The following is a 26,047-nucleotide window of genomic DNA, read 5'->3' as shown; positions in this document are numbered from 1 at the left end:
GGGGCGTCGTGCTGTCCGGGGTTGAACGCCAGCACCGCTGGTCGAGACGCGGCGCGGCCGAGCCTCTCGATCAGCCGACGCTCGCGACGTCCACGTAGTCGATCTTCGTGTTGGTGCCGCCGAGTGCGTCGAGCGTGAGGCGGCCGTCGTTCACCGTGACCTGGACGGTCGCCGTCTTGTGCCGCGTCGCGCTGCCGGCCGCGCCCGTCGGTGCGTACGCGTCTATCGCCTTGGTGCCCTCCACGTTGAGCGTGTGGAACTCTGGATCCGAGCCCACGTTGGGGTCACCCACGGCGACGGTGACGGCGTACGTGCCGCTGGGCACCGCGAGCTCCCATCGTCCGGGCATCGGGGTCCCGTTGAAGTTCGGCACGTCGTCGGCCTGCATGTGCATGAACGTGTCGAGTCGGAGGTCCGGCTGCACCGACTTGCGCCAGCGGCCGTTGCCGGGCCCCGTCGTGCCGCCGACGGAGAGATCGAGCGGCTGCAGCGTGGTCTCGCCGAGCCACCCGTACGTCAGCCCTGTGCCCTGGTCGAGGCGGGTCCGCGCCCCGAAGGCCTGACCGAAGTCCTTCAGGTAACCCGACGCCAGCGTTGCCGCCTCGTTGCCGAAGTCGACCTTCACGTCGACGACCTGCGCCGCGGCCGTCGGCGTCGCCGATGCGGTGCCGTTGGCTGAGTTGCCGAGGCCCTGATACACGGCGCGCACCACGTAGTAGTAGGTCGTTCCGTTCACCACCGTGCTGTCGGTGAACGTCGTCGCCGAGATCGGCGCGCTCGAGGTCGGCCCGCTGATCAGCGACGCGTCGTTGACGGTGAACCCGGGAGTCGTCCCGCGCCACACTCGGTAGCCGACACCGATGTCGTACGGGTTGCGTCCCCACGAGAGCGTCACTTTGTTGTTGCCCGGCGTCGCGACGACCTGCGGCGCCGTGATGACCTCGGGGCGGATGTTGGTGACGAGGTAGACGTTGTCCTGGTAGTCGTAGTTGATGCCCGCGTAGTCCATCGAGAGCACGTACATGCCCGGCACAAGCGTCCCAGTCCGGTCCTTGACCGGCCACAGGCGGACGTGCTGGCCGCAGGGAGCGACGCACCCGTTCTCGATGTCGACCTGCTCGTTGTTCTTGCTGCGATCACCGTGCTCGCCGTCGACGGCGAACCCGAAAGAGGCGCCCGGAGTGAACGAGCCCGCAGCCGGTGCGGCGCCGACGGTGTTCGAGATGCGAGGCAGCAGCGACTGCGCGTACTGCCCGCCCATCCCGAACAGATTCCCCAGGGAGCCGGTCTTGTTCTGCCACCGCAGCGAGGCGCCGTTCGGGTAGGTGTGGAACCCGGCGAGCTGCCGCACGGTGACGGGCTTGGTGGTGTCGACGCGCGACCAGTACGGCGAGAGGACCTCGTCGCCGATCGGCGAGTACTCACCCTTGCTCGTGAACCCGTTGGGGATGTTGCTGCCGATCCCGAACGCCTTCGCGATCTGCGACAGGTTCGGTTCCTGGCCGCCCTCGCTCTGCGACTGCCAGAGCCCACCGAGCTGGATGACCTGTTGCGGATTGGTCTCCGCGTTGGACTGCACGGTCAGGGTGCCGTTGTGGACCTTCGTCGACTGCGCGACGAACCTGACCGTCAGATCCCGCGTCGCACCGGGGGCGACCGTGAACGGCAGCGACGGCGGGGTCACCAGCTGGAACTGGCCGGTGATCGGGAGTCCGGTGACCTGCAGGGCCGCCGTCCCGGGGTTGCTGATCCGTACGGTGCCGGTATCGGCCATCTTCTGGTTGCCGTCCGCGGTGGTCTGCAGCCGGTTGAACGCGATCTGGTCCTCGAACGGGACCGGGTCGGTGTTCACGGCCTTCAGCACCGCACCGTCGGCCTCGGCCGGGACGTACGGCTTCACGTTGCGGACGAGGAGCACGATGTCCTGGCTGTCGAACGCCGGACCGGGCACCTCTTCGGTCGCCACCACGTATGCGTTCGGCTCGACCGACCCGTCGGTGTTCTTGTACGGGTAGACGCGGAGGTGGTGCGGGAGCGCAGCGTCCCACGTGTTGAGGGCGTCCTCGGTGTAGGCCTTGCGTCCACTGAAGTACGGCCACTCGGAGTAGAACCCGAAGACGGTCTCCTCACCCGGATCGATGTTGGTGGTCGAGCCTGTCGGGTTGATCATCAGACCCTGCGCCTCGGACGCCTTGATCGAGAACTGCGGGTGCAGGCTGGCGGCCTGACCGGCGTCGTACCAGCCGACGTGTACCGCGGGATCGTTGTTCTGCGGTCCGTACGCCGCCAGCGGCGTCATGGTGATCGGGGCGTCGAAGGCCGCCTTCTGGAAGAGCTGGGCTGCGACCTCGTCGCCGATCGGGCCCTGGGTCGACGGCATCGTCGCGTTGGACGGGTCCGGGTCACCGACGTTGATCGGGATCTGCAACGTGTCCATGATCCGCTGCAGCGACGGCTCGTTCGAACCGCCCAGGCCCGCCGCACCGAGACCACGGAGTGCAACCGTCCGTGCGCCCGCGTCTGACGCGAGCTGCAGGGCCGCCGACTTCACCCCGGTCGACGTGGGGCGGAAGGTGACCGCGATCTGAGTGGAAGCGCCCGGCGCCACCGTGATCGGTGCCGTGTTCGGAGTGGCGACGGCGAACTGAGAGGCGTCCGCCCCCGTGAGCGAGAGCCCACCTGCCGGGATGGTGAGCGTCTGCGCCCCCGTGTTCGTGACGGTCGCCGTGGCCGCCGGAGAGGTCACGTTGACCGGCCCGCTGAGGACCACCCGCGGCGAGACCTCGGCACCCGGACCGCCGTTGCCGCCCTGCGGCTTGAGCAGGGCGATCGACGTCGTGGCCGGGTTGTCGGTCAGCTGCGTGACATAGATGTTGCCCGTCGCGGTGTCCTCGGTGAGATCGAGCGGCTGCTGCAGGTTGGTCGTACCGCTCAGCGCCTCCTTGCGGTTCGACAGCTTGCCGTCCGCCGCGACGTCGAAGGAGACGATGTCGCGGCCGCTGCTGTAGCGGACGTAGAGCAGCTTGCCCTTGAGCGCACCGCCGAACGCGTTGCCCTTGTACTCGATGACACCGTTCGCGCTGGCGTGCAGCCCCGCGTCGTACACGTCGGAGAGCGCGTAGTTCGGGTCCGACTGGGTGCCGACCGGGTACTTCGAGTTCTCGAACGGATCCTTGGCGGCGGTCGGGTTGCCGTTGTTGAGGATGTACTCGCAGCGCGACGGGTTCGGGTGCCCGTAGTACTTCCCCTTCTTGATGTCGAAGACGTAGTCCGTCTCCTCGGGGTTGCTGGTCTGCGCCGCGACCTTCGGTCCGGTGTAGCCGCCGTCAGGACGCTTCGCGCAGACCGCCGGGAGCGTGTCAGGGACCGCGGGGACGTTGCCGCCAGCGGCTGAGCCGTTGGTCGGCACATACAGGTGCCCGTTGGTGTGCCACACGAGGTCGTACGCGTTGCGGACGCCGGTGGCGTACGCCGTCAACGGAGCGGTGGCCGCATACGGGTCGTACGAGCCGGCGTCACCGGTCCGCACGTTGACCGGGAGCTGCGCAGCGGCCGGCAGCTTGCTCGGGTCCAGTCGAAGGACCGCTGCGGAGAGCAGGCGCTCTTCACGGTTGGCCCACGCCCCGTCAGGTGCACCCATCGCGTTGTTCGCCCCGACGTTGAGGTAGAGCGCACCGTCGGGGCCGAACGCGACCGAGTTGGCCTCGTGGTCCTTGACCGAGCGCGGGAGCCCATCGACGATCGCCTGGTAGTTCTCCAGGTTCGCACCGGTGAGCTTGCCGATACGGCCGCTGGAGTCAGGCACGTTGCTCTGCCCCAGGTACGGCGCGTTGTCGCTGATCCACAGGATCAGGTTGCTCGCCGTCGACGCCGGGTCGAACGCGAGCCCGATCACCGTTCGGGTGCCCTTGTTGTAGGTGTCTCCGCTGGCCGCACTGTTCGAGTACGTCTTGACCGACGTGATCGTCTGCCGGTTGGCGAGGGTGCCGTCGGCCTGGATGTCGAACCGGTAGATCTCGCCGCTGATCGAGCCGGCGTACAGCCTGCCGTCCGGTCCCTTGACGACCGACGTGTACATCGCGCCGGCCGGGGCGCCCGAGTCGGTCTTGGCGAACGCGACCGGACCACCCGGCGTCGTGCCGACGCCCGTGGTGAAGACCATCGAGTACGGGAGGAACGCACGTCCGTCCACGTCCTTCACGCCGTCGGTGATCTCGAGCCGGTACGCGGTGTTGTCCGCGAGCGTGGCGGTCGGCGAGAAGTTGATCGTGTCCGCGCCGCCGCTGGTCAGGGCGCTGCCCGCGACTGCGCTGCCGTCGGAGACCTTGACCAGCCTGACCGTCCCGCCCTGCAGCGAGGTCGGAGCCACGCCTCCCCCGACGAGGTTGAGGTCGCTCACGACGCTGCCGGTGGGCGAGACGCCCGCGGCGAGGTTGGCGGGCGTCGACTTGCGCACCGACGGTCGAGCCGAGGAACCCGCGACGCTGTCGAGGGTCACCCAGTTGATCTTCGTGTTGGTGCCGCCCGTCGGCGTGACCGTGAGCTTGCCGTCGGCGACGTTGACCGTACGGACGGCCGTGGCGTGCTTGGTCTCCGAACCGGCGGCGCCCGTCGGGACGAACCCGGCGATCGCGTTCTGGTCCTCGACGTTGATCCAGTGCACCGAGTCCGTCGCGCTTCCGGCGTCGCCGACGGAGACCTCGACACGGTAGGAGCCGTTGGGGACCGCCATCTCCCAGTACGCCGGGATCTTCACGCCCTGGGTCGCATTCTCAGGCAGCTGCATATGGATGGTGCCCGCCCGCAGCTGCGGGGTACCGACCGGCGCCGACCCGGAGCCGGGGTCGAGACGGTTGCGCCCGTTGCCGACGATGCTCAGCGGGTCGACGGTGCCGAGGCGCATCCACCCGTACGCGAGTCCGGTGCCCTGGTCGCTCCCGCTCCGCAGGCCGTACGCCTCTCCGAAGTCCTTGAGGTACCCGGCCGGCGGGGCGCTCGCCTCGTCGGCGAAGCGGACCGCGCGGTGAACGTCAGGCTCGCTCGGCGCCTCGGTGCTGACGATCGAGAGGTGGTTCATCTTGGTGTTCGTGCCACCGATGGCGTCGATGGTCAGTCGTCCGTCGGTCACGTGGACGACGCCGGTCGCGACCTCGTACTCCTTGGCGGCCGTCGCCTGGAACCCACCGACGACGGTGACGCCCTCGGCACGGATCGTGTGCAGGCTGTCGTAGGCCGTTGCGCCCATCTGGTCGCCGACGCTGACGGAGACGGAGTACCAGCCGTCGGGGAGCGCCCGCTCGAACGCGCCGGGGACGATGTTGCCGTTGGCGGGGTTGCCGTTGGGCACGTCGCCGTACTGCATGTGGACGAGGCGGTTCTGCAGCGCCGTCACGGTCGCCCGGGTGCGGACCCGGGTGTTCTTGGTGAGGTCCAGCGGCTCGTGCGTCGCGGTCGCGAGGCTCGCCTGCGAGACCCACCCGATGCCCGAGGCGTCGGTCCAGGCGGCGCCGTTGTTCTTCGTCCACCCCGCCGGGACCGCGCTGTCGGCGGTGGTGGTGAACGAGTACTTCTCGTCCACCAGGACCGGCGGCTCGGGCTCGTCGGTGCTGTCGACCTCGATGTAGTTGAGCTTCGTGTTGGAGCCGCCGACGGCGTCGATCGTGAGACGTCCGTCGGTGACCTCGACGGTCTTGGTGCCCGTCTCGTACTCCTTGGCGCTGGAGCTCTTGAAGGCATCGATCGCCTTGACGCCCTCGACGTTGACGACGTGCGTGCTGTCGTAGCCGTTGGCCCCGCCCTGATCGCCGACGGAGACCTTGACGGCGTACCAGCCGTCAGGGACAGCGAGCTCGAACGCGCCGGGCACCGTGTTCTGACCAGCGGTCAGCGGCGGGGTGGCGTCCCCGTACTGCAGGTGGACCAGGCTGTTCTGCAGCGCGGTGACCGGCAACGGCCGCGTGCGGAAGCGCGTGTTGGTCGTCATGTCGAGCGGCACGTGTGTCGCGGCGGTGAGGCTGTCCTGGCGGACGAAACCGTTGCCGGTCGCGTCGCTCCAGGCGGTGCCCGTGTGCTTGGTATAGCCGGCGACACCGGGCCCGGCGGCGGACTGGAACACGAACTTGTCGTGAACCGGCTCCGGATCGGGCTCGACGGTCGTGACCTCGATGGTCGCCGACGCGGGCGAGGGGTTGCCGGCCGTGTCGACGGCAACGACCCAGTACGCGTACGCGGTGCCGGGCTCCACGGTCGTGTCGACGTACGCGGACTCCTCGACCTCGGCGATCGGGGTGTCCTCGGCCGCGAGCGCCGCGGCGCCGCCGGAGCGGTAGACGGCGTAGTGGTCGAGGTCGGGCGCGGAGCTGTCCGCCCAGTCGAGCGCGACCTGGCCCTCGGTGGCCGCGGCGGTGAGGCCGGTCGGTGCGCCCGGCGGGGTCAGGTCCGTCGGGGTGGCCGAGGCGCTGCCCGAAGCAGCTGACCGGTTGCCGTGGATGTCCACCGCGACGACGACGTAGTAGTACGTCGTGCCGTTGGTGACGTCCTCGTCGGTGAAGCTCGCCGTCGGGACCACACCTGCGATGCCGTCACCGGTCGTCGGCACGTCGTCAGTCTCGGACCGGTAGACGCGGTAGCCGCCGAGGTCGCTCTCGGTGTTCGCGGTCCAGGTCAGGGCGACCTGCGCGTCACCAGCGACCGCGGTGGGGTTCGCCGGGGCGGCCGGAGGGGTTGTGTCAGTGGGGGTGGCGGTGGCCTCGTTGCTGAACTCCGAGGTGTTGCCGCTCTCGTCGAACGCCGCGATCGCATAGATGTAGAGCGTGTCGTTCTCGGCAGCCTCGTCGGTGTACGCGGTGGTGCCGGCGGCGACCTCGCCGATCGCGACGTAGCTCCCGGCGCCGCTCTTGCGGTAGACCGTGTAGCCGTCGAGATCGGGCTCACCGTTCTCGTCCCATGTCAGCGCGACCTCGCCGTCGCCGGCCTCGGCCGCGAGACCTGTCGGGGCCGCGGGCGCGGTCGTATCGTCCGGGACGTCCGCCTTCGGCGTCGCCGCGACGGGCGTCGAGTCAGCCGAGGCGTTGCCGCGTCCGTCGACCGCACGGATCGTGTAGAGGTAGGCGACGTCGTTCTCCGCGCTCGTGTCGGTGAGCGTCGCGGCGTCCGCGTCGGCCTCGATCTCCACCTTCACGCCCGTGCCGTCTGCGCGGGTCCGGGTGATGACGTAGCCGTCGAGGTCGGGCTCGGTGTTCTTCGTCCAGGACAGCGCGACTTCGCTGTCACCGGGTGCGGCACCGAGCCCGATCGGTGTCGCGGGCGCGCGCTTGTCGATCGGCGTCGCGGTCGACAGTGCGGGAGACGAGGAGTTGCCCGAGGTATCGCGGGCGACGAGCGAGTAGATGTACGCAGTGCCGTTGACAGCGGTGGGATCCGTCGCCGTCGTGGCGGTCTTCGCGAGGTTCCAGGTCTGCGTGGCCGTCCCCGGAGACGTACGGCGCAGCACATAGCCCGACAGGTCGGGCTCGGTGTTCTTCTTCCACGACAGGTCGACCTTGCCGTCGCCCGCGGTCGCGACGAAGCCGGTCGGAGCCTTCGGGGCGATCCGGTCGCGCGGCGCCGCGCGGACGGCGCCGCTCGGGCGAGAGGCGTTGCCGCGGTGGTCGACGGAGGTGATCGAGTACGCGTACGTGGTGCCGTTCACCAGACCGGTGTCGGTGTAGCGCGGCGTGCTGACCTCGCGGAGGAGGCGGCCGTTGCGGTAGACGCGGTAGCCCCGCAGGTCGAGCGACGCCGACGCCTTCCAGCTCAGCGCGACGGCGCGGTCACCGGCGACCGCGCGCACAGCGGTCGGCGCGGCGGGCGGCGTACGGTCGGGAGACTTCACGTACTCGGCCGCGACCGATCCGACTCCGGACTTCTTGACGTAGCGGACCTCGAAGGTGTGCTTACCCTTACGCAGCTTGCGCACTCCTGCGGCGTACCGGCCCTTCGTCGACGTCGCGACTGTGCGTCCGTCGATGCGGAGCGTCGCCTTGCCGACCGCGCGGCCGCGGAGCTCGTACGAGCCCTTCAGCGAGCGTGTGGTGGTCCAGCGGACGGAGAAAGGCTTGCGGCTCGCCGGGTACGAGGCCGCGACCCGCTTCTCGCAGCGAGTGACGACCGGCCTGCCCTTGAAGGACGTGCCCTTGTAGTACTGCGCGAGCCAGCGGCCGGACTTGGCGCACTTGCTCGCGGTCGGTGCCGCAGAGGCCGGATCGGCAAGACCCGGGGCGAGTGCGAGCGCACTGGCGACCAGCACGAACGAAAGGAGGAGGGCGAGGGGACGGAACGGACGAACGCCGTTGTTCACGTGTGCTCCCGAGACTGTAGCCGGAGGGAAGTGACCTGAGCGTACGGAGCACTTGAGCCCCACGTCCTTGAAACGTGAAAATTCAATACTTGGGCATCCGCCCAGGTCACAAGCGGTTTCGACTCGCTTCGCTCGCTCAACCAGCAGACAAGGGCTCGCTCGCCCAGCGCGGGGGCTCGCTCAACCAGCGCGGGTCAGACCCGCGGCTCCCACCCGATCGCGGGGAGGACCTCCTCGGTCAGCGCGGCGAGGTGCTCGACGTTGTAGTCGACGCCGAGCATGTTCGGCACCGTGATCAGCAGCGTGTCGGCTTCGCGTACGGCGGCATCCGCGGCGAGCTCCTCGGCGAGGGCGGCCGGCTCACCGACGTACGACTTCCCGAAGCGCGACACGAATCCGTCGATCATGCCGACCTGGTCCGCGTCGGAGCGGTCACCGAAGTACGCACGGTCGGTGTCGTCGAGCAGCGGGATGATGCTGCGACTGACGGAGACGCGCGGCTCACGCTCCCAGCCTTCCTCCGCCCAGGTCTCACGGAACCGCGCGATCTGCTCAGCCTGCAGCTGGTCGAACGCGACACCGGTGTCCTCGGTCAGCAGCGTCGAGGACATCAGGTTCATCTGCTGACCCGCGGTCCACTCCGCCGTCGCACGAGTCCCGGAGCCCCACCAGATGCGCTCGCGCAGCCCGGGCGACTGCGGCTGGACCGCGAGCGGGACCTGCTGGCCGGTCATCTTCGGGTCGGACAGCGCGACGCCCGCGCCGTCGATCGCGGCGAGGAACAGCTCGTTGTGCGTGCGCGCCATGTCGGCCTCGGTCTTGCCTTCGGGCGGGACGAACCCGAACGACTCGTACCCGCGCTGCGCGTTCTCCGGTGACCCGCGGCTGACCCCGAGCTGGAGCCGGCCCGCGCTGATCAGGTCCGCAGCCGCTGCCTGCTCCGCCATCGCGAACGGGTTCTCGTACCGCATGTCGATCACGCCGGTCCCGATCTCGATCCGCGACGTCCGTGCGGCGATGGCGGACAACAGCGGGAACGGCGACGCGAGCTGGCGTGCGAAGTGGTGGACCCGCACGTACGCGCCGTCGAGCCCGAGGCGCTCCACCTCGACCGCGAGCTCGATGGTCTGCAGGAGCGCGTGCTGCGCGGTACGGACCTGGGAGCCAGGCACCGCCTGCCAGTGACCGAAGGACAGAAAGCCGACATTCTTCACACCGCTCATGATGGGTGAAGCGTCAACTACCTGCACGCTATTCCGACCCGTACGGGAGAATGGCGGCATGGTCGATGCCGCAACGCCCTCCCTCATGCCTGCCGCGTTCATCGGCCACGGCAACCCGATGAACGCCCTCGAGCGCAACCGCTACACCGAAGCGTGGCGCACGCTCGGCGAGTCGCTCCCGACGCCGCGCGCGATCCTCGTCGTCTCCGCGCACTGGTACATCAACGCGACCGCCGTCACCGCGATGCGCAGCCCGCGGACGATCCACGACTTCTACGGCTTCCCGCGCGAGCTGTTCGACGTCCAGTACCCCGCGCCAGGCATGCCCGAGCTGTACGAGGAGGTCTCCGACGCCGTGCACCCGACGTGGTGCGGCGAGGACAAGGACTCGTGGGGCATCGACCACGGCACCTGGTCGGTGCTCACGCACGTGTTCCCCCAGGCCGACATCCCCGTCGTCCAGCTGAGCATCAACGCGGACAAGGGGCTCGACTACCACCTGGACCTCGGCCAGAAGCTCAATGCGCTGCGGGCCAACGGTGTCCTCGTCCTCGGCAGCGGCAACGTCGTCCACAACCTCGGCGGCATGAACTGGGGCCTCCCGGACGAGGGGTACGACTGGGCGCACCGCTTCGACGAGTCGGCCAAGCAGCTGATGGCCGAGAACCCGACGAACATCCCGACCCTGGACGCGCACGCCGACTACCGTCACGCGGTGCCGACGCCGGACCATTTCCTCCCGTTGCTCTACCTCGCGGGGATGGCCGACGAGACCGGGCGTGGCGCGGAGGTGCTGGTCGACGGCTACACCTACGGGTCGCTGTCGATGACCGCGTACACGCTCGACCTGGACTGCCCACCCGCCGACGGCGCAGCAGGTGCCGGCACTCCGCCCACCCCCGACGCACCGCCGGACGGCTCCAACATCTGAGCGTCCCTCCCCGCCCCGACGGTACGGCGGAGGTGACCGACGTCAGTCCGCGAGACTCAGTCAGCCAAGACGTGCTCCGGCTCGGGCTCCGCCTCGAGAGCGTCTTCCAGCTCGCGCGACGACATGCTCGGGATCGCCAGCGCGACGAGTGCGGCGACGAGGAGCGCCGCACCGAGGAAGAGGAAGCCCGCCGTGTACGCGGACTCGTGCGGCTCGCCGCCACGTCCGAGGTGGCCGGTCACGATCGTGGCCATCACGGCCGAGCCGACCGCGCCGCCGATCGTACGGATGTTGGCGTTCATGCCGCTCGCCACTCCGGTCTGCTCCGGCGGCACTGCGGCGACGACGAGGCTCGCGAGGCTCGCGAACACCGCGCCGAGACCGAGCCCGAACAAGCCGCTCGCGACCGCCGTCTGCCAGGGCTGCTCGTGGACGAGGCCGATCGCGGCCAGTCCGACGGCCGCGACGACGCACCCGATCACGACGACCGGCTTCGCGCCGCGGATGCGGGCGAGCTGCGCGGAGACCAGCCCCATCACGAACGTGCCGGCCGACGCAGGGAGCATCAGCAGGCCAGCCTCGGTGACGGTGGCGCCGAAGCCGTACCCGGCGACGTCCACGTCGGTCTGCAGCAGGCGCGGCGTGAAGGCGAACGACGCGTACATGCCGACACCGACGAGGAACGCCACGAGGTTCGCCGTCCACACTGCAGGCAGCCGCATCATCCGCAGGTCGATGAACGGGACGGTGGCGCGCTGCTCGACGACCACCCAACCGGCGAATACGACCACCGCGGCGACGACGAGCCCGACCACGAGAGCGGATCCCCAGCCCTCGCGAGAGCCTTCGCTGATCCCGATCAGGAGCGCGGTGAGCCAGCCGGCGAAGAGCAGGGTCGGCAGCAGCGGGATGCGACCGGGCGTGCGTACGGGGGACTCGGGCACGAGCAGCCAGGCGGCCACGGCCGCGACGCCGGTGACGATGGCCGGCAGCCAGAACAGCCACGCGTAGCCGAAGGTATTGACGAGCGGCCCGGCGACGACCGTCCCGAGCCCGCCCCCGGCGCCGAGGAGCGCGGACGTGAAGCTGATCGCTCCGGCGATCTTCGGCTCGGGGAACTCGTCGCGGATGATCCCGAACGACAGCGGGATGACGCCACCACCGACGCCTTGGACGACCCGCGCGGCGATCATCACGCCGATGTTCGGCGCGAGCGCAGCGACCACACAGCCGACCGAGAGCGCTGCCAGGGCCGCGACGAGGACGCGTTCCTTGCCGATCGCGTCACCGAGGCGCCCGGCGACCGGCGTGAAGATGGAGGCGGAGACGAGGTACGCGGTGACGACCCAGGTCACCGTCGTCGGGTCGGTGCCGAGCTCGTCCTGGATCCGCGGGAGGACCGGGATCGTCAGCGACTGGACGAGCGCGAACGACGCCACGCCGACGCTGAGCACGGCGAGGGTGACGCGATAGTTCGAGCGTCGCGCGGACGAGATCACCGAGAGCCCCCTTGGCGTGTGGAGGCCACCGACTGCGACCTAGTTCCGTATGGCAACCAACCGTAGGTGGTGCGCGTTCATTCCCGCACCCCGGCTTCTGCTCAGGCTGATTGGCCTCGACCGCGGCCCTTCCACCCGACGGTCGAGTAGGGCGAGGAACGAGCCCGTATCGAGACCAGGCCCTTCCCCCGACGGTCGAGTAGGGCGAGGAACGAGCCCGTATCGAGACCAGGCCCTTCCCCCGACGGTCGAGTAGGGCGAGGAACGAGCCCATATCGAGACCGGTCCATCCCCCGATGGTCGAGTAGGGCGAGGAACGAGCCCATATCGAGACCGGTCCATCCCCCGATGGTCGAGTAGGGCGAGGAACGAGCCCATATCGAGACCAGATCTCGATCGCCTCGCGCCTCGACCAGCGGGGGGGGGCACAGCGCCCCGACCGCGGCTCTTCCACCCGACGGTCGAGTAGGGCGAGGAACGAGCCCGTATCGAGACCAGATCTCGATCGCCTCGCGCCTCGACCAGCGGGGGGGGGCACAGCGCCCCGACCGCGGCTCTTCCACCCGACGGTCGAGTAGGGCGAGGAACGAGCCCGTATCGAGACCAGGTCTCGATCGCCTCGCGCCTCGACCAGCGGGAAGGCCCAGCGCCCCGACCCCGGCCCTTCCCCCGACGGTCGAGTAGGGCGAGGAACGAGCCCATATCGAGACCAGATCTCGATCGCCTCGCGCCTCGACCAGCGGGAAGGCCCAGCGCCCCGACCCCGGCCCTTCCCCCGACGGTCGAGTAGGGCGAGGAACGAGCCCATATCGAGACCAGGTCTCGATCGCTTCGCGCCTCGACCAGCGGGAGGGCGCGGACATCGACCGGCGGGCGCGGACCTCGACCGGCGACTACTCCAGCGGGTCCCGCGCGATCGGGCACGACATGCAGCGCGGCCCGCCCCGGCCCGTACCGAGCTCGGACCCCGGGATCCGGATGACCTCGACCCCCGCAGCCTCGAGCCGTGCGTTGGTCTCGACGTTGCGCTCGTACGCGACGGCGAGCCGCGGCGCGATCGCGAGCGTGTTGTTGCCGTCGTCCCACTGCTCACGCTCGGCGGTCACCGCGTCGAGGCCGGTGTCGATGACGCGCATCCGGTCGATCTGGAGCGCCTTCGCGGCTGCTTCGAGGAACGGCATCGGCTCGGCGACGTCCAGGGTCGACCCGCCGCCGGGAGTGACGGCGTAAGCGCGGAGCGTGTCGGCGACCGCGGGGTACATGACGACCGCGTCCACGTCGACCATCGTGACGACGGTGTCGAGGTGCATGGTGGCGCGGTCCTGGGCGATGGGCACGGCGAGGACGGTCGTGGCGAGCCCGTGGTCGAAGCACTGGCGAGCGAGGCGCTCGAACCCAGCGGGCGTCGTACGCTCTCCGACGCCGACCGCGATCACCCCGCTGCCGAGCATGAGGACGTCGCCGCCTTCGAGGTGCTCGAGGTGCGGCCCGTGGATGCGGGGGACGTGCGCGAACCGCGGGTGGTGCTCGTACACGATCTGCGTCAGGTGCGACTCGCGGTCACGCGCCGCCATCGCGAAGCTCGTCAGCGCCACCGCGCTGCGGAGCCACACGGACGAGTCACGCGTGAAGAGGAGGTTGGGCAACGGGTCGATGAGGAAGTCGTCGGGTTGCAGGAGGGCGGTCACCACGCTGTGTACGCCGTCGAGCTCGTCGTTGCGCAGGCCGGCGGTGAGGATGTGGGCGAGGCGCTCGGGGTCGTACGTCGTCAGTGCGCCGATGAGGTACTCGGCGACGGTGTCACCCAGTCGCAGGTCGGAGGTGACGTCGGCGACCGCCGTCGCGTGCGCGGCGGGGTTGGCGAGGGTCTCGACGAGGAGGTCGCGCAGGTAGAGCACCTCGACCCCGTGGTCGGACAGCGCGTCGGCGAACACGTCGTGCTCGGCCTGCGCCCGACCCACCCACGGCAACCCGTCGAACAGCAGCGAGTCGTTGTTGCGGGGGGTGAGCCGCTTCAGCTCGGGGCCGGGGCGGTGCAGCATGACCGTGCGGAGACGGCCGACCTCACTCGCGACGCCCGGCGGGTTGACGCTCTCGTCCATCTCTTCACCCTAGGCTGACCGGGTGACTCTCGTGATCTCGGTCGTCGCCCTCGTGGTGGCCCTCGGCGCGCTGGGTGTGACGCTCGCGGCGGCGCGGGGCGTACGCTCGCGCAGCCGGCCGGTCGATCGGCTTCCCCGCGACACGGCTGCGCTGCGGCGTGAGGTCGCCGCCTTGGCGCAGGCTCAGGAGCACGCGCTGCGGAACCTCGCGGTGGTCCGGTACGACGCGTTCGGCGACACCGGCGGCGCGTTGTCGTGGAGCCTCGCGCTGGTCGACGACGGCGGATCCGGAGTGGTGCTGACCAGCATCCACGGGCGCAACGAGACCCGGACGTACGCGAAGAGCGTCAGCTCGTGGACGAGCGAGCAGACGCTGACGCCCGAGGAGGAGCGGGCGCTGGCGGAGGCGCGGCGACGCTAGCCGGAGGTCGACCTCTGCTGCGGGGGCTGCGGTTGCGGTGGCGCGTGCGTGTGCCGCCGGCGGCGCACGGAGCGGGCCTCCTCGCCACGCCTTCGCTCCCATGCGTTGCAGCCGAGGAGCACTGCTCCCGCGAGCGCGAAGCCGGCGATGATGTCGATGACGTAGTGCTCGGCGTAGTAGACGAGCGCGAACGACATCACCAGCGGATAGAGCAGCAGCAGCCACCGCCAGCTCGAACGCAGCCGCTGCACTCCGTAGAACGCGATGAGCGCCGCGAGCCCGGCGTGGAGCGACGGCATCGCCGCGACCGGGTTGCCGACGTTGGCGAGCGCGAGGTGGAACCCGCCGAGCCCGAACGTGGACCAGCCGCGGCCGGTGAGGCGTACGACCTCGTCGTTGAGGTAGCCCTCCTGCGACGCCATCCACGGCGGCGCCATCGGGTAGAGGATGTAGATCACGAGCGCACCGAAGCTGATCGCGAGGTAGCGGCGCATCCACATGACCCACTCGCGCCGGCTCACCATCCACAGGACGACGGCGATCGTGAGACCGGCGATGAAGTGTGTGAAGTAGACCGTGGTGAGCAACGCGTCGTACCAGTGGGGTGCTGACCCGCCCGCCGAGCAGGGCTGGTCGCAGAGCCACTCCTGCAGATGACGCGTCGGAGTCGTGCCGCCACCGAGCCACTCGTCGAACCGGACGGGCTCCGAGAAGTGCACCGGCATCGCGAACAGCTCGTCGGCGAGGCCGCGGCTGTAGAGGTAGACGAGGAGGAACGCGACCGGCCCCCACCAGTCACGCAGGAACTGCAGGTGCGAGCGCCAGCCCTCGCCGATGTTCCAGGCGATCGTCAGCACCCACAGCCACGCGACGATCTGGACGACGTCGGTCGGCAGCCCGACGAAGGTGAGCCACAGCGCGAAGCCGCCGACGAAGGTGATCATCGCCGTGGCACGACGCCGGCGCGACGTCAACGGAGCGTCGGAGCGCGTCAGATCACGAGTCGTGTCGTCCACCCAACGCCTCCTGATCCGCACTTCTGTCCTACGTTATGCGTCACCGGTGTCAGACGCGACGCGATAAGCATCGCGCATGCGGTGTGCCGGATACTGAGGCACGTGCCGAAGCAACGTCGTACGCGCTGGGTGTATCGCCAGTGGTCCCTCCTCGTCGAGGCGGTGACCCCCCGCCCGCTCGGGCAGCTGTGGTACGTCCTGGCGATCGTCGGCGTGGTCGGGACGCTCGGCCTCCTGTACGCCGGGGCTGGCGCGATCGCCCTGATCACGGACGGCGCGGATGCGCAGACCGGCGGCAGGTACGGGCCGCGGTCGGCGTGGATCACCCTCGGGGGCGGGATCGCCTTCCTCAGCCTCATGGGCGGTGTCGTGTTCCTCTCCCTCCGTAGACCGCGCGACGTACGAGCGATCCTGCGGCTTCGTGCGGACGGACTCTCGGTGCTCCCGTCGGGCCGGAGCGCGACGCGCCCGGCGGCCGAGGTCACCCTGCGTTGGGAGGACGTGGTCGACGTGGCGCTCGAGGAGATTGACGGGCGCAAGCGGGTCGCCGTACGCGCGGTGGTCGAGGGCGCGGAGACGACGCTGCTGGCAGTCGACCTCGTCGATGCCCGTACGGCGGTGGCCGTGGTCGAGCACTTCCTGCAGCACCCCGCCGACCGCGAGGCCATCGGCCGGCGTCGCGGCGAGGACCGGGTCGTCGGCATCGTGGACGCGCTGCAGGACGTCACGCCGGCTTCGGCGCCTCCACCGCGAGCTTGACGCCGACGAGGCCGAGCAGGCTGCCGCTCACCCGGCGCTGCCAGGCCATCCACGCCGGGCGTCGCGTGAGGAACGCGGCGATCGCGCCGGCGACCACGATCAGCGTCGCGTTGACGACCGCGCTGACGGTGATCTGGATGCTGCCGAGGGCGAACCCCTGCATCACCACGTCACCGCGCGAGAGGTCGACGAACTGCGGGATCAACGAGACGTACATGATCGCGGCCTTGGGGTTGAGCAGGTTCGTCGTCAGCCCCATCGTGAACAGGCGCCGGTGGGAGTCTCGCGGCAGGTCGCGGGCCTCGAACGCGGACAGGCCGCCCGGGCGCAGGGTCTTCCAGGCGAGCCAGAAGAGGTACGCCGCTCCCGCGACTTTGAGCGCGACGTAGAGCCACGGGACGACCACGAACACCGCCGCGAGCCCGACGTTCGCCATCACCATGTAGACCGCGAAGCCGACCATCGTGCCGAGCAGCGACACCAGCCCGGCGGCCGGGCCCTGGCTGATGCTGCGGGAGACGAGGTAGATCATGTTCGGCCCCGGCGTGAGCACCATGCCGAGCGCGACGAGGGTGATCCCGACGGCGGCGGCGGTGTCGATCATGCGTTCATGGTTTCAGAGGGCCGCTCGCCGCAGCACCCGCATTCCGGCCAGGCCGCGCAAAGATCCCCGCCCCCCGCTGGTCGAGTAGGGCGAGGAACGAGCCCGTATCGAGACCAAGTCCCGCTGGTCGAGTAGGGCGAGGAACGAGCCCGTATCGAGACCCCCTGCTTGACTGGCCCCATGAGCGAGGTGGACGACTACATCGCGAGCCTGCCCGACGACGTACGGGAGCCCGTCGCGCGGGCAGCCGACGCCACCCGCCGCGGCCTCCCCGGGGCGCCGGAGAAGATCCGGTACGGGATGGCGGCGTTCATCATCGGCGGCCGGTACGCGCTGCACCTCGCCGGTTGGAAGAAGCACCTCGGCATCTATCCCGTCGCCGTGCTCGAGCCGGGCCTCGAGACCACTGTCGCGCCGTACCGCTCAGGCAAGGACAGCGTGCGCTTCCCCTACCGCGACCCCATCCCGTACGACCTCATCGAGCAGGTCGCCGCCGCCCTGGGCAAGCAGCACGCGGAGAGCGCCTAGCGGTCGGCGATACTGGTCGGCGTGTCGCGACGCAGCCAGGCCACGTGGGTCACCCGGTACGGCGTGCTGCTCGCGGAGGCACGCGCCCCGCGGCGGGTGCTCGCGATGCTGGGCTACGCGGTCCCGGCGCTGATCCTCGGCGCACTGACGGTGCTCGTGCTCAACCACGCGGCCCCGACGTTCTTCACGGAGGGCCCGACGGCTCCGGTCCGCTCACGCCGCGGCACCGTGCCCGCGTGGCTGCCGTTCTCCGTCGGGATCCTGATGGCCGCCGTCTTCGTGGGAGGCGTGGTTGCGTCGCTGTTCTCGAGCCGGCCGAAGGTCGTGCTCGTCCGACTGACGCCTGACACGTTGTCGGTGCTGACGGCCGAGGGCGTCGAGAACGTGCCCTGGTCCGACGTACGCGATGTCCGCGCGGAGCGGGTCGACGGGCGCGACCGGATGGTGGTCGACGGGTCGGCGGGGAGCCTGATGATGGCCGACGCCGCCGCGGCCTACCCGGTGACCGCGGTCGTGCACCACTTCTGGCGCAACCCCAGCGACCGCCCGGGGCTCGGGCGCCGCGGCGGGGGGCGTACGACGGACCGCGTCCTCGGCGCGGTCGAGTCCGTTGAGGTGGCTCGATGAACGGTATGGACTTCGCGTTCGAGGGTCCCGTCATCGAGTGGCGGGGTCCCGCGCCGTACTACTTCCTCGCCATCCCCGAGGACGAGAGCGACGACATCAAGTTCGCTGCGAAGGGCATCGAGTACTGGGGCCAGGTGCCGGTGGTCGTGCGCGTCAACGGCGTCGAGTTCACGACCGCACTGTTCCCCAAGGACGGCCGCTACCTCCTGCCGCTGAAGGACGTCGTACGCCGGTCCGCGCGCATCGAGCTCGGCCAGGTGCTGACCGCAGAGCTACGCGTGGGGCGCGAGTAGCCGCGCGCTGGGCGCGGCACGGATGACCTTCTGATCCCGACACGAGTGAGGGGTCCGCGGGGTACGGTGCCGTCAGTCGTCGACGCCCTTGAGCGCAGGAGGAGACATGGCAATGACCTCGGACGAGGCTTCTCGGCTGTCTTCGGAGCAGCTCGCGCAAGCGCTGCGGTTGGTCAGAGGGGCGGACAGCGTCGAGCTGAAGGTCAGCGTGCCCGATGTCGACCGCCGGTCGGCCATCGCCGCGCTCGAGATGGACCCGCTCGAAGCCCAGATGCGCCAGGTTGTGTTCTTCGACACCCCTGATCTCACCCTCAATCAGCACGGCGTCGTTGTGCGCGCGCGCCGGATCCAGCGCAAGTCGGGTGACAGCGTGATCAAGCTGCGCCCCCTCGACCCGGAGAGGATCCCGGACGCGACGAGGAACGTCCCTGGGTTCTCGGTCGAGGTCGACGCGATGCCCGGCGGTTTCGTGTGCTCCGGTTCGCTGAAGGCGGCTGCCGGGGACAGCATCATCAAGGATGTGGTGGCCGGCCGCAGCCCCGTACGGAAGCTGTTCTCCAAGGACCAGCGCGCACTGTACGCCGCGCATGCCCCGGCGGGAGTGAAGCTCGACGAGCTTGCCGTGCTGGGACCGATCGCCGTCCACAAGCTGAAGTTCGCACCGGCTGACTACGGCCGCCGACTCGTTGCCGAGCTGTGGACCTACCCGGACGGCTCCCGGATCCTCGAGCTCTCGACCAAGTGCTCGATCGATGAAGCCTTCCAGGTCGCGGCGGAGACTCGCGCCTATCTGTCCGGCCGGGGGATCAACATGCTCGCCGAGCAGCAGACCAAGACACAGACGGCCTTGCGGTTCTTCGCCGAGGAGCTGGCAGCCTCAGGGCCGGGGTCCGGCGCTGCCGCGTCTTGACCACCGCTGAGCTGGCGCGGAGCGACCCGCTCAGAAGACGTCGAACTCGTTGCCCTCGGGGTCGGTCATCGCCACCGCGTAGTGATCGAGCCCTTCCTCGAAGGCGGTCCGCAGCCGGGTCGCGCCGAGAGCCACGAGCCGCGTCGCCTCGGCCTCGACCCGCTCGCGCCGGATCGCGAGGTCGAAGGCGCGGCCACCGCTCGCGTTGACGTCGATGTGCATGCGGTTCTTGATCGACTTCTTCTCGGGAACGACCTGGAACCAGATGCTCGGGCCCTCTCCGTTCGGATCCTCGATGCGATCGGCGCCATCGCCGAGCTCATCCTCGGGAACACCGATGGACCGGTAGAAGTCGTCCCAGGAGCCGAAGCCTGGCGGTGGAGGCACGACGCTGTAGTGGAGCGCCTCGGCCCAGAACTGCGTGAGCAGCTCGGGCGACGTGCAGTCGATCGTCAGTTGGTAGGTCACAGCCATGGGACACCTCCACGCGCTTGCGGTCAGATCAGACTGGCACGAGCCACCGACACGTACGCCCGTGGGCGCGCGCCGCCGGCAAGGACGGCGTGGTCAGACCTCGAAGACCGACCAGCAGATCTCGTTGCGGAGCCGCTGGTCGTCGAGCACGAGCTCGCGGATCTCCTCGGGCAGGCGACCCCGCTGCCACCGGCACTCAGCCCGCCCGGCCGCCTCCGCCTCTCCCGCGGGTGCAGCCGCCCGCACGGCCTTGATCGCGTAGGCGGCGGCACCGAGCTGATGGGCGGCCACGTGCGCGACCGCGCCGGCCTGCCCGGCGGCGTACGCGGCGAATCGCGCGGCACCGCTCAGGTCCCGCGCTGCGCCCATCGCGTGACCGCCTGCGGCGCGCGCCTCCATCATCTTCAGCTCACCCCGCGTCCACGCACGAGCGCCCTCGACCGCCTGCCGTGGTCGCGGGTCGTCGGGGCGGACAGCCTCGAACAGCCCAAGCACGTGCTCGGCGCACTCGGCCGCCCACAGGGCGAGGAGATGGTGATCGGCGTCGGTGAGGGTGCCCCCGCGCCGGATCGTGATGAAGCGCGGGTCACGCACCTTCGGCAGGATCACCGTCGTACCCGCTCAGCCGAACGCGCCGCTGCGCTCTCCTCGGCGATCAGCATGCTCACAACCTATCGGCGTGAGCGGTTCGTGCCGTCGAGGTCGACCGCGGGGGCCTGCTAGGTTGAGCGCAGCGGGCAGCTTGCCGGCTATCAGGGAAGACTTCTTGTCGACCGTCCGGCCTTCAACGGCCTCTTTCGTTTCTGACGCCTCCTCTGAATGACCTCGAGGAGACTCATGGACCCCGCTGCCCCCTGCTCTGATGCCTCAACGCCGATCGGCACCTCGGCCATCGTCTACTGCGAGGGGCAGTTCGGCGAGCAGGACGGAAAGACGGCGAACGGCCTCGTCCGGCACTCCGAGCGGTACGAGATCCTCAGCGTGATCGACAGCCTGCAGGCCGGCGTGGACGCCGGGTCGTTCCTCGACGGCACCCCCAAGGGCATCCCCGTGCTCGCCGACCTCGCTGAGGCCATCGCGCACGCAGGTCACGTCCCCGACTACCTCATCTGCGGGGTCGCTCCGGCCGACGGGCTGCTGTCGGCTGAGCAGCGCGTGGTCCTGCTCGACGGCATCGCCCGCGGCATGCACATCATCAACGGGCTCCACGAGTTCTTGAACGACGACGCCGAGTTCGTCGCCGCCAGCCTCCTCGCGGGTGTGACGATCACCGACATCCGCCGCCCGAAGGAGAAGAAGGACCTCCACCTCTTCTCCGGGCGGATCTTCGACGTGACCTGCCCCCGCATCGCCGTGCTCGGCACCGACGGGGCGATCGGCAAGCGCACGACGGCGACCCTGCTGGTCCAGGCACTGAACGCTCGCGGCATCCGAGCAGTGATGGTCGGCACCGGTCAGACCACCTTGATCCAGGGCGGCAGGTACGGCGTCGCGCTCGACGCGCTGGTCCCGCAGTTCTGCTCGGGCGAGGTCGAGAACCAGGTCGTCGCCGCCTTCGAGGGCGAGGATCCCGACGTGATCGTCGTCGAGGGCCAGGGTGCACTCAGCCACCCCGCCTATCTGACCTCCGCCCACATCCTTCGCGGCAGCAGGCCCGCGGGCGTCATCGTCCAGCACGCGCCGAAGCGCAAGGTGCTCGGAGACTTCCCGATGGTCCCGATGCCCTCGGTCGCCAGCGAGGTGGATCTGATCGAGGCCTTCGCCGACACCCGGGTCATCGGCGTCACGGTCAACCACGAGCACATGACCGACCGCGAGATCGGTGCCGCGATCGACGAGATCGAGCTCGAGCTCGGCGTGCCCGCCACCGATCCTCTGACCCGACCCCTCGACCAGCTCGTCGAGATGGTCCTGCTCTCCTTCCCCGAGCTCGAGGCGACGTCAGCCTCGAGCAGCCGGTGACGGCACCGCGGCTGGACGTCGACCTCGTCGCGATCACGCACAACACGCGCACCCTCGTCGCGCGCCTCGCACCGCGGGGGATCCGAGTCACCGGCATCTCGAAGGCAGCCCTCGGGTCGCCGGGAGTCGCCGCAGCGATGTTGCGCGGCGGGGCCAGCGGCATCGGCGACGCGCGGATGGAGAACGTCGCGCGGCTGCGCGCTGGTGGCACCGATGCCACGGTCATGCTGATCCGGTCCCCGATGCTGAGCCAGGTCGACGACGTCGTCCGCGACACCGATCTCAGTCTCAACACCGAGGCGTCGGTGCTGGATGCGCTCTCAGCGGCTGCCGTCGGCCGGCGGACCACCCACGATGTCGTGCTCATGGTCGAGCTGGGTGACCTGCGTGAGGGCGTACCCGTCGATGAGGTGGTCGACCTCGCCGTCACCGCCGCCCGCCGACCGGGTCTGCGACTGGTCGGGCTCGGCACCAACCTGGCGTGCCGGAGCGGCGTCGTCCCCGACCAGACCAAGATGGACGAGCTGACAGGGTTGGTCGAGAAGGTCGAGGGAGCGGTCGGTGACCGGTTGACGGTCGTGACCGGCGGCAACTCCGCCAACCTCGACTGGGCTCTGGCCACCAGCGATGTCGGCCGCATCGACGACCTGCGTCTGGGCGAGTCGATCCTGCTGGGTACGGAGCCGCTGCACCGGCGGCCCATCGACGGCCTGCGCACCGATGCGTTCACGCTCGTGGCGGAGCTGATCGAGGTCAAGACGAAGCCGGCGCAGCCCTGGGGTGCCCGAGGCCAGACCGCCTTCGGTCACGAGCCGGAGCGAGATGTCCGTCCGGGCCTCGTCCGACAGGCGATCGCGGCGATCGGCCGGCAGGACGTCGACCCGGACGGCCTCGTCGCACCACCGGGCATGGTCGTCCTGGCCGCCAGCAGCGACCACCTGGTGATCGACGTGGGAGACCACGACGTGACGGTCGGCGACGAGGTCGCGTTCGGACTCGGGTACGGCGCCCTCGTCCGCGCGATGACGTCCCCGTTCGTGACCAAGCAGGAGTCCGTCAGTCGGACGACTCCTCCCATCCCGAGGCCACGAAGCGCGCCGCGTCGGCCGGCCGTTGGCCGTTGAACAGCACGCCGCCGTCGTCACCGGCATGCACGCCGTCCACGTACACACCCCTTCCGCGGGACGGTGTGGTGCGCAGACCGGTGTAGCTCCAGCGCACGTGCGTCGCACCCGTGGGCAGGGTGGCGCCCGCCCTCAGCCACTGGCGTCCTGAGAAGCCGGAGAACGTCCCCTCGTCAGTCCAGCGGGCGTCCTTCGCCACCAAGTCGAGCGGCACGAGCTGCCACGTCGCGCCGCCGTCGCTCGAGGCCTCGAGCCGTCCGAGGTCGTAGTCCGCCTCCGTGTCGTACCAGAGCCGGAACGCCAGCCGCGCGCCCTCGGCCGCCGGACGGGCGAGCGGGGCGGTCAGCGTGTGCGTCGTGGCGGTCGGTCGACCGGCGAACCACGCCGTACGCCCCACCGCGGGCCGCACCGGGATGGCGCGGCCGAGGTTGCGGGTGACGGACTGTCGCGCGCCGTTGTTCGAGCCCCAGGCGCGGTTGGGATGGACGCGGTTGGTGAGCAGGACCGCGAACGAGCGGGACAGCGGGTCGATGACCAGCGAGGTGCCGGTGAAGCCCGTGTGGCCGAACGTCACGGGTGAGTCGACGGACGCCATGTAGAAGGGCTGGTTCAGCTCGAACCCGAGACCCCGGCGGGACGTGATCGCCGGCGGGATGCCGACGTTCTGGTCGGTGATCGCCTCCCGCATGATCTCCTCGGACAGGATCTTCGTCTTGCCGTACTCGCCGCCGTTCAACAGCATCTGGCAGAAGACAGCGAGATCGCTCGCGGTGGAGAACAGGCCGGCATGACCGGCGACGCCGCCGAGCGACCAGGCGTTCTCGTCGTGCACGACGCCGTGGACCATGCCGCGGCCGATCGACGACATGTCCTCGGTCGCCGCGATCCGGTGCTTCAAGGACGCCGGCGGGTTGAACATCGTGTCGGTCATACGCAGGGGCTTGGTGATGCGATCGGCCACGAGCCGGTCGAGGGTCTGGCCGGTGACCCGCTCGGCGAGCTTGCCCAGCGTGATCAGGCCGAGGTCGGAGTAGACGTACGCCGTGCCCGGAGGAGTCACGAGGGTCTGCGCGTACACGGCCGCGATGCGCGCCTCGGGAGTCGGGTACGCCGAGTAGAGGTTGACCCAGCTCCGCAGGCCGGACGTGTGCGTCAGCAGATGCCTGACCGTGACCTCGCTCTTGCCGTTCTGGGCGAACTCCGGGAGGTAGTGGGCCACCGGCGTGTCGAGGTCGACGCGCCCCTGGTCCACCAGCTGCAGTGCGACGACGACGGTGAACAGCTTCGTCACAGACGCAAGGTCGAAGAGCGTGTCCTCCGTCATCGGGATCTGCTCGGACTCGGGCAGCTCGGTGCCGTCGGCGCTCGCGTACCGCACTGCGTCGCCCACCGCGCCGTGCTCGACGATCACGCCGTCCTTGGCGACCAGCGCGACCGCCCCGGCGTACATCGGGAAGTTCGGGTTCTCCGGCGTGGTCTGCAGATAGGCGGCGAGGTCCGGCATGATCCGGGCGATGTGCTCCGGGAGGAGGCCCGCGTCCCGCGGGCTCCCCTCGCGCAGCTTGCGATCGGGGGAGAACTTGACGTCCGCCCCGGTCACCGTCGGCGGGCCGGTCTGGTCTCCTTGCGCGGGGTCGGCTCCTGCCGGTGAGGCGAGGGCGCCGACGACGACTGCCCCCGCGAGGGCGACGCCCCAGCTCGTACGACGCATGACGTCTCCTCCGCCCTAGTTCCGGCCACCACGCGTACGGCGGTAGATGAGGTGCTTCTCGCGCTTGCGCCGGAAGTCGGCGAGGTCCGCCTGCCACCCGGCGACGATCTCGTCGACGTCCCCGCCCGCGTCGATGACGAGGCGGGCGCGGTCGGTTCCCGTGAGCTTGTCGAGCCAGAACGAGGTGACGTCCTGGCTGCGCCAGCCGTACTCCGGGAACACCTCACGCTGGGTCACGATCATGGCGAGGCCGGTGCGGATGGCATCGAAGGCGTCGCGGTCCTCGACGTACACCTGGACGCCGCCGCAGACCTTGTTGGCCTGCTTGGAGATCGTCGGCGTGAAGTACGCCTCGCGGAAGCGCACGCCGGGCAGCTCCCGGTCGTTGAGCGCGTCGGCCCAGCGGTGGTCGATGTTCGGTGCGCCGATCAGCTCGAACGGCCGGGTCGTGCCGCGCCCCTCCGACAGGGCGGTGGCCTCGAACAGCGCCGTACCGGGATAGACGGTCGCCGTGTCCACGGTCGGCATGTTGGGCGACGGGAGCACCCACGGGAGCCCGGTCTCGTCGAACCACATGTCGCGGAACCAGTTCCTCATCGGTACGACCGTCAGGTCGACCTTCTTGCCGATGGCGGGCGGGAGGAACTCGCCGTTGAACAGCTGGGCCAGCTCGCCGACCGTCATGCCGTGCTGCTGGGCGATCGGCTTCAGCCCGACGAACGTGGAGTGCTCCGGGTGGAGGACGGGACCTTCCGCCTGCAGCCCGGTGATCGGGTTCGGGCGGTCGAGGACGACGAACCGCAGGTCGAGCTCCGCGGCCGCCTCCATCGCGAGGTACATCGTCCAGATGTAGGTGTAGAAGCGGGCGCCGACGTCCTGGATGTCGAAGACCACGGTGTCGATGCCCGCTTCGGCGAACTGGTCAGACATCCGGGCGGCGTCGTTGTACGCGTTGTAGACCGGCAGGCCGGTCTTGGCGTCGATGAAGAACGCCTGGCCCTGGCCGGCCTGCGAGACCCCGCGGAACCCGTGCTCGGGGCCGAAGACCGCGACGATGTCGACCTCCGGACTGGCCGCGAGGACGTCGACCTCGTGCGTCAGGTCGCGCAGGATGCCGGTCGGGTTGGAGATCATCCCGACGCGCTGTCCGCGCAGCTCTTGGTAGCCCGAGGCGGCAAGCGTCTCGAAGCCGGTGCGGACCTTCGGGCCCACTCCGTTGCCTCCGGGGTTGGCACTGGCTGAGGCGGTCATGCCGCCCAGGACCGGCACGCTGGCCGCTCCGAGCATGCCGGCGAGAACATCCCTACGTCGCATGGTTTCTCCCGTGATCGAGGGTCGTGGCGAAACGTCTTGCATAACGTGGCGATAATGTGTGGCGAATTTCACAACTTGCCGCGAACGTAGTGGGCGGCTGTCGCTGCGGTCAAGGGCGAACAGCGGGGCCGAGGCCCCGCCCAGCCCCTCGCTGGTCGAGTAGCCCGAGCCCCGCCCACGCCCTCGCTGGTCGAGTAGCCCGAGCCCCGCC

At 69.8% G+C, this 26,047-nt stretch carries 19 protein-coding genes; 9 read left to right on the top strand and 10 right to left on the bottom strand.

From position 1 onward, the window contains the following. Positions 1-70: 70 nt before the first annotated feature. Positions 71-8,338 carry a choice-of-anchor D domain-containing protein gene (locus tag GH747_RS03845; protein WP_149768205.1) on the bottom strand — a complete coding sequence of 2,756 codons (8,268 nt, stop codon included), beginning with the start codon at positions 8,336-8,338 and terminating at the stop codon, positions 71-73. Between the two features lie 194 nt (positions 8,339-8,532). Next, entirely contained in the window at positions 8,533-9,561 is a 1,029-nt protein-coding gene (locus GH747_RS03840; protein WP_228552762.1) for an LLM class flavin-dependent oxidoreductase, read from the bottom strand. Between the two features lie 58 nt (positions 9,562-9,619). Here GH747_RS03840 and ygiD point away from each other — a divergent pair, with 58 nt between their 5' ends. Then, the gene (gene ygiD / locus GH747_RS03835) at positions 9,620-10,492 is read left to right on the top strand and encodes a 4,5-DOPA-extradiol-dioxygenase (RefSeq protein ID WP_205602743.1); all 873 of its coding nucleotides are present in this window, start codon (positions 9,620-9,622) and stop codon (positions 10,490-10,492) included. Between the two features lie 56 nt (positions 10,493-10,548). Here ygiD and GH747_RS03830 read toward each other — a convergent pair whose 3' ends face one another. Both GH747_RS03830 and GH747_RS03825 read right to left on the bottom strand, forming a co-directional pair. Beyond that, positions 10,549-11,991: an MFS transporter gene (locus GH747_RS03830; RefSeq protein ID WP_149768204.1), complete on the bottom strand. Its 1,443-nt coding sequence runs from the start codon at positions 11,989-11,991 to the stop codon at positions 10,549-10,551. A gap of 893 nt (positions 11,992-12,884) precedes the next feature. After that, positions 12,885-14,093 carry an arginine deiminase gene (locus tag GH747_RS03825; protein ID WP_149768203.1) on the bottom strand — a complete coding sequence of 403 codons (1,209 nt, stop codon included), beginning with the start codon at positions 14,091-14,093 and terminating at the stop codon, positions 12,885-12,887. 22 nt (positions 14,094-14,115) lie between these two features. Between GH747_RS03825 and GH747_RS03820 the strand changes: the two genes are divergently transcribed. Further along, positions 14,116-14,514: a DUF4446 family protein gene (locus GH747_RS03820; RefSeq protein ID WP_228552761.1), complete on the top strand. Its 399-nt coding sequence runs from the start codon at positions 14,116-14,118 to the stop codon at positions 14,512-14,514. Here GH747_RS03820 and GH747_RS03815 read toward each other — a convergent pair. Beyond that, the gene (locus GH747_RS03815) at positions 14,511-15,530 is read right to left on the bottom strand and encodes a phosphatase PAP2 family protein (RefSeq protein WP_149768202.1); all 1,020 of its coding nucleotides are present in this window, start codon (positions 15,528-15,530) and stop codon (positions 14,511-14,513) included. The genes GH747_RS03820 and GH747_RS03815 overlap by 4 nt on opposite strands. A gap of 102 nt (positions 15,531-15,632) precedes the next feature. Between GH747_RS03815 and GH747_RS03810 the strand changes: the two genes are divergently transcribed. After that, positions 15,633-16,289 carry a hypothetical protein gene (locus tag GH747_RS03810; RefSeq protein ID WP_149768201.1) on the top strand — a complete coding sequence of 219 codons (657 nt, stop codon included), beginning with the start codon at positions 15,633-15,635 and terminating at the stop codon, positions 16,287-16,289. Here the strand turns inward: GH747_RS03810 and GH747_RS03805 are convergent. Further along, entirely contained in the window at positions 16,255-16,893 is a 639-nt protein-coding gene (locus GH747_RS03805) for a LysE family translocator (protein ID WP_149768200.1), read from the bottom strand. The genes GH747_RS03810 and GH747_RS03805 overlap by 35 nt on opposite strands. Before the next feature lie 180 nt (positions 16,894-17,073). On the opposite strand from GH747_RS03805, the gene GH747_RS03800 reads away from it, so the two are divergent. The 4 genes from GH747_RS03800 (at position 17,074) to GH747_RS03785 (ending at position 19,251) form a co-directional block, all read left to right on the top strand. Continuing rightward, a complete protein-coding gene (locus tag GH747_RS03800; RefSeq protein ID WP_149768199.1) occupies positions 17,074-17,421 on the top strand; it encodes an iron chaperone in 348 nt (115 codons plus the stop codon). 21 nt (positions 17,422-17,442) lie between these two features. Continuing rightward, complete coding sequence (locus GH747_RS03795; protein WP_149768198.1) at positions 17,443-18,048, top strand: hypothetical protein; 606 nt, start codon at positions 17,443-17,445, stop codon at positions 18,046-18,048. Then, positions 18,045-18,341: a DUF1905 domain-containing protein gene (locus GH747_RS03790; RefSeq protein ID WP_228552760.1), complete on the top strand. Its 297-nt coding sequence runs from the start codon at positions 18,045-18,047 to the stop codon at positions 18,339-18,341. Before GH747_RS03795 ends, GH747_RS03790 begins: the two co-directional genes overlap by 4 nt. Positions 18,342-18,453: 112 nt before the next feature. Further along, positions 18,454-19,251 (top strand): CYTH domain-containing protein, encoded by a 798-nt coding sequence (locus GH747_RS03785; protein WP_149768197.1) that lies wholly within the window; start codon positions 18,454-18,456, stop codon positions 19,249-19,251. A 30-nt stretch (positions 19,252-19,281) separates the two neighbouring features. On the opposite strand, the gene GH747_RS03780 is transcribed toward GH747_RS03785, so the two are convergent. Together GH747_RS03780 and GH747_RS03775 are read right to left on the bottom strand one after the other, a co-directional pair. Continuing rightward, positions 19,282-19,725: a VOC family protein gene (locus tag GH747_RS03780; protein WP_149768196.1), complete on the bottom strand. Its 444-nt coding sequence runs from the start codon at positions 19,723-19,725 to the stop codon at positions 19,282-19,284. A 93-nt stretch (positions 19,726-19,818) separates the two neighbouring features. Beyond that, a complete protein-coding gene (locus GH747_RS03775; RefSeq protein WP_149768195.1) occupies positions 19,819-20,334 on the bottom strand; it encodes a putative immunity protein in 516 nt (171 codons plus the stop codon). A 228-nt stretch (positions 20,335-20,562) separates the two neighbouring features. Here GH747_RS03775 and GH747_RS03770 point away from each other — a divergent pair, with 228 nt between their 5' ends. Together GH747_RS03770 and GH747_RS03765 are read left to right on the top strand one after the other, a co-directional pair. Continuing rightward, the gene (locus GH747_RS03770) at positions 20,563-21,687 is read left to right on the top strand and encodes an N-acetyltransferase DgcN family protein (RefSeq protein WP_149768194.1); all 1,125 of its coding nucleotides are present in this window, start codon (positions 20,563-20,565) and stop codon (positions 21,685-21,687) included. After that, positions 21,684-22,811 carry an alanine/ornithine racemase family PLP-dependent enzyme gene (locus GH747_RS03765; protein ID WP_149768193.1) on the top strand — a complete coding sequence of 376 codons (1,128 nt, stop codon included), beginning with the start codon at positions 21,684-21,686 and terminating at the stop codon, positions 22,809-22,811. Before GH747_RS03770 ends, GH747_RS03765 begins: the two co-directional genes overlap by 4 nt. On the opposite strand, the gene GH747_RS03760 is transcribed toward GH747_RS03765, so the two are convergent. Continuing rightward, a complete protein-coding gene (locus GH747_RS03760) occupies positions 22,744-24,522 on the bottom strand; it encodes a serine hydrolase domain-containing protein (RefSeq protein ID WP_149768192.1) in 1,779 nt (592 codons plus the stop codon). The genes GH747_RS03765 and GH747_RS03760 overlap by 68 nt on opposite strands. Before the next feature lie 15 nt (positions 24,523-24,537). Then, complete coding sequence (locus GH747_RS03755; RefSeq protein WP_149768191.1) at positions 24,538-25,836, bottom strand: exo-beta-N-acetylmuramidase NamZ family protein; 1,299 nt, start codon at positions 25,834-25,836, stop codon at positions 24,538-24,540. Positions 25,837-26,047: the final 211 nt, after the last annotated feature.

Source organism: Mumia xiangluensis, assembly GCF_010994095.1.
Classification (GTDB): domain Bacteria; phylum Actinomycetota; class Actinomycetes; order Propionibacteriales; family Nocardioidaceae; genus Mumia; species Mumia xiangluensis.
This window is presented reverse-complemented; position numbering and strand designations above follow the sequence as displayed.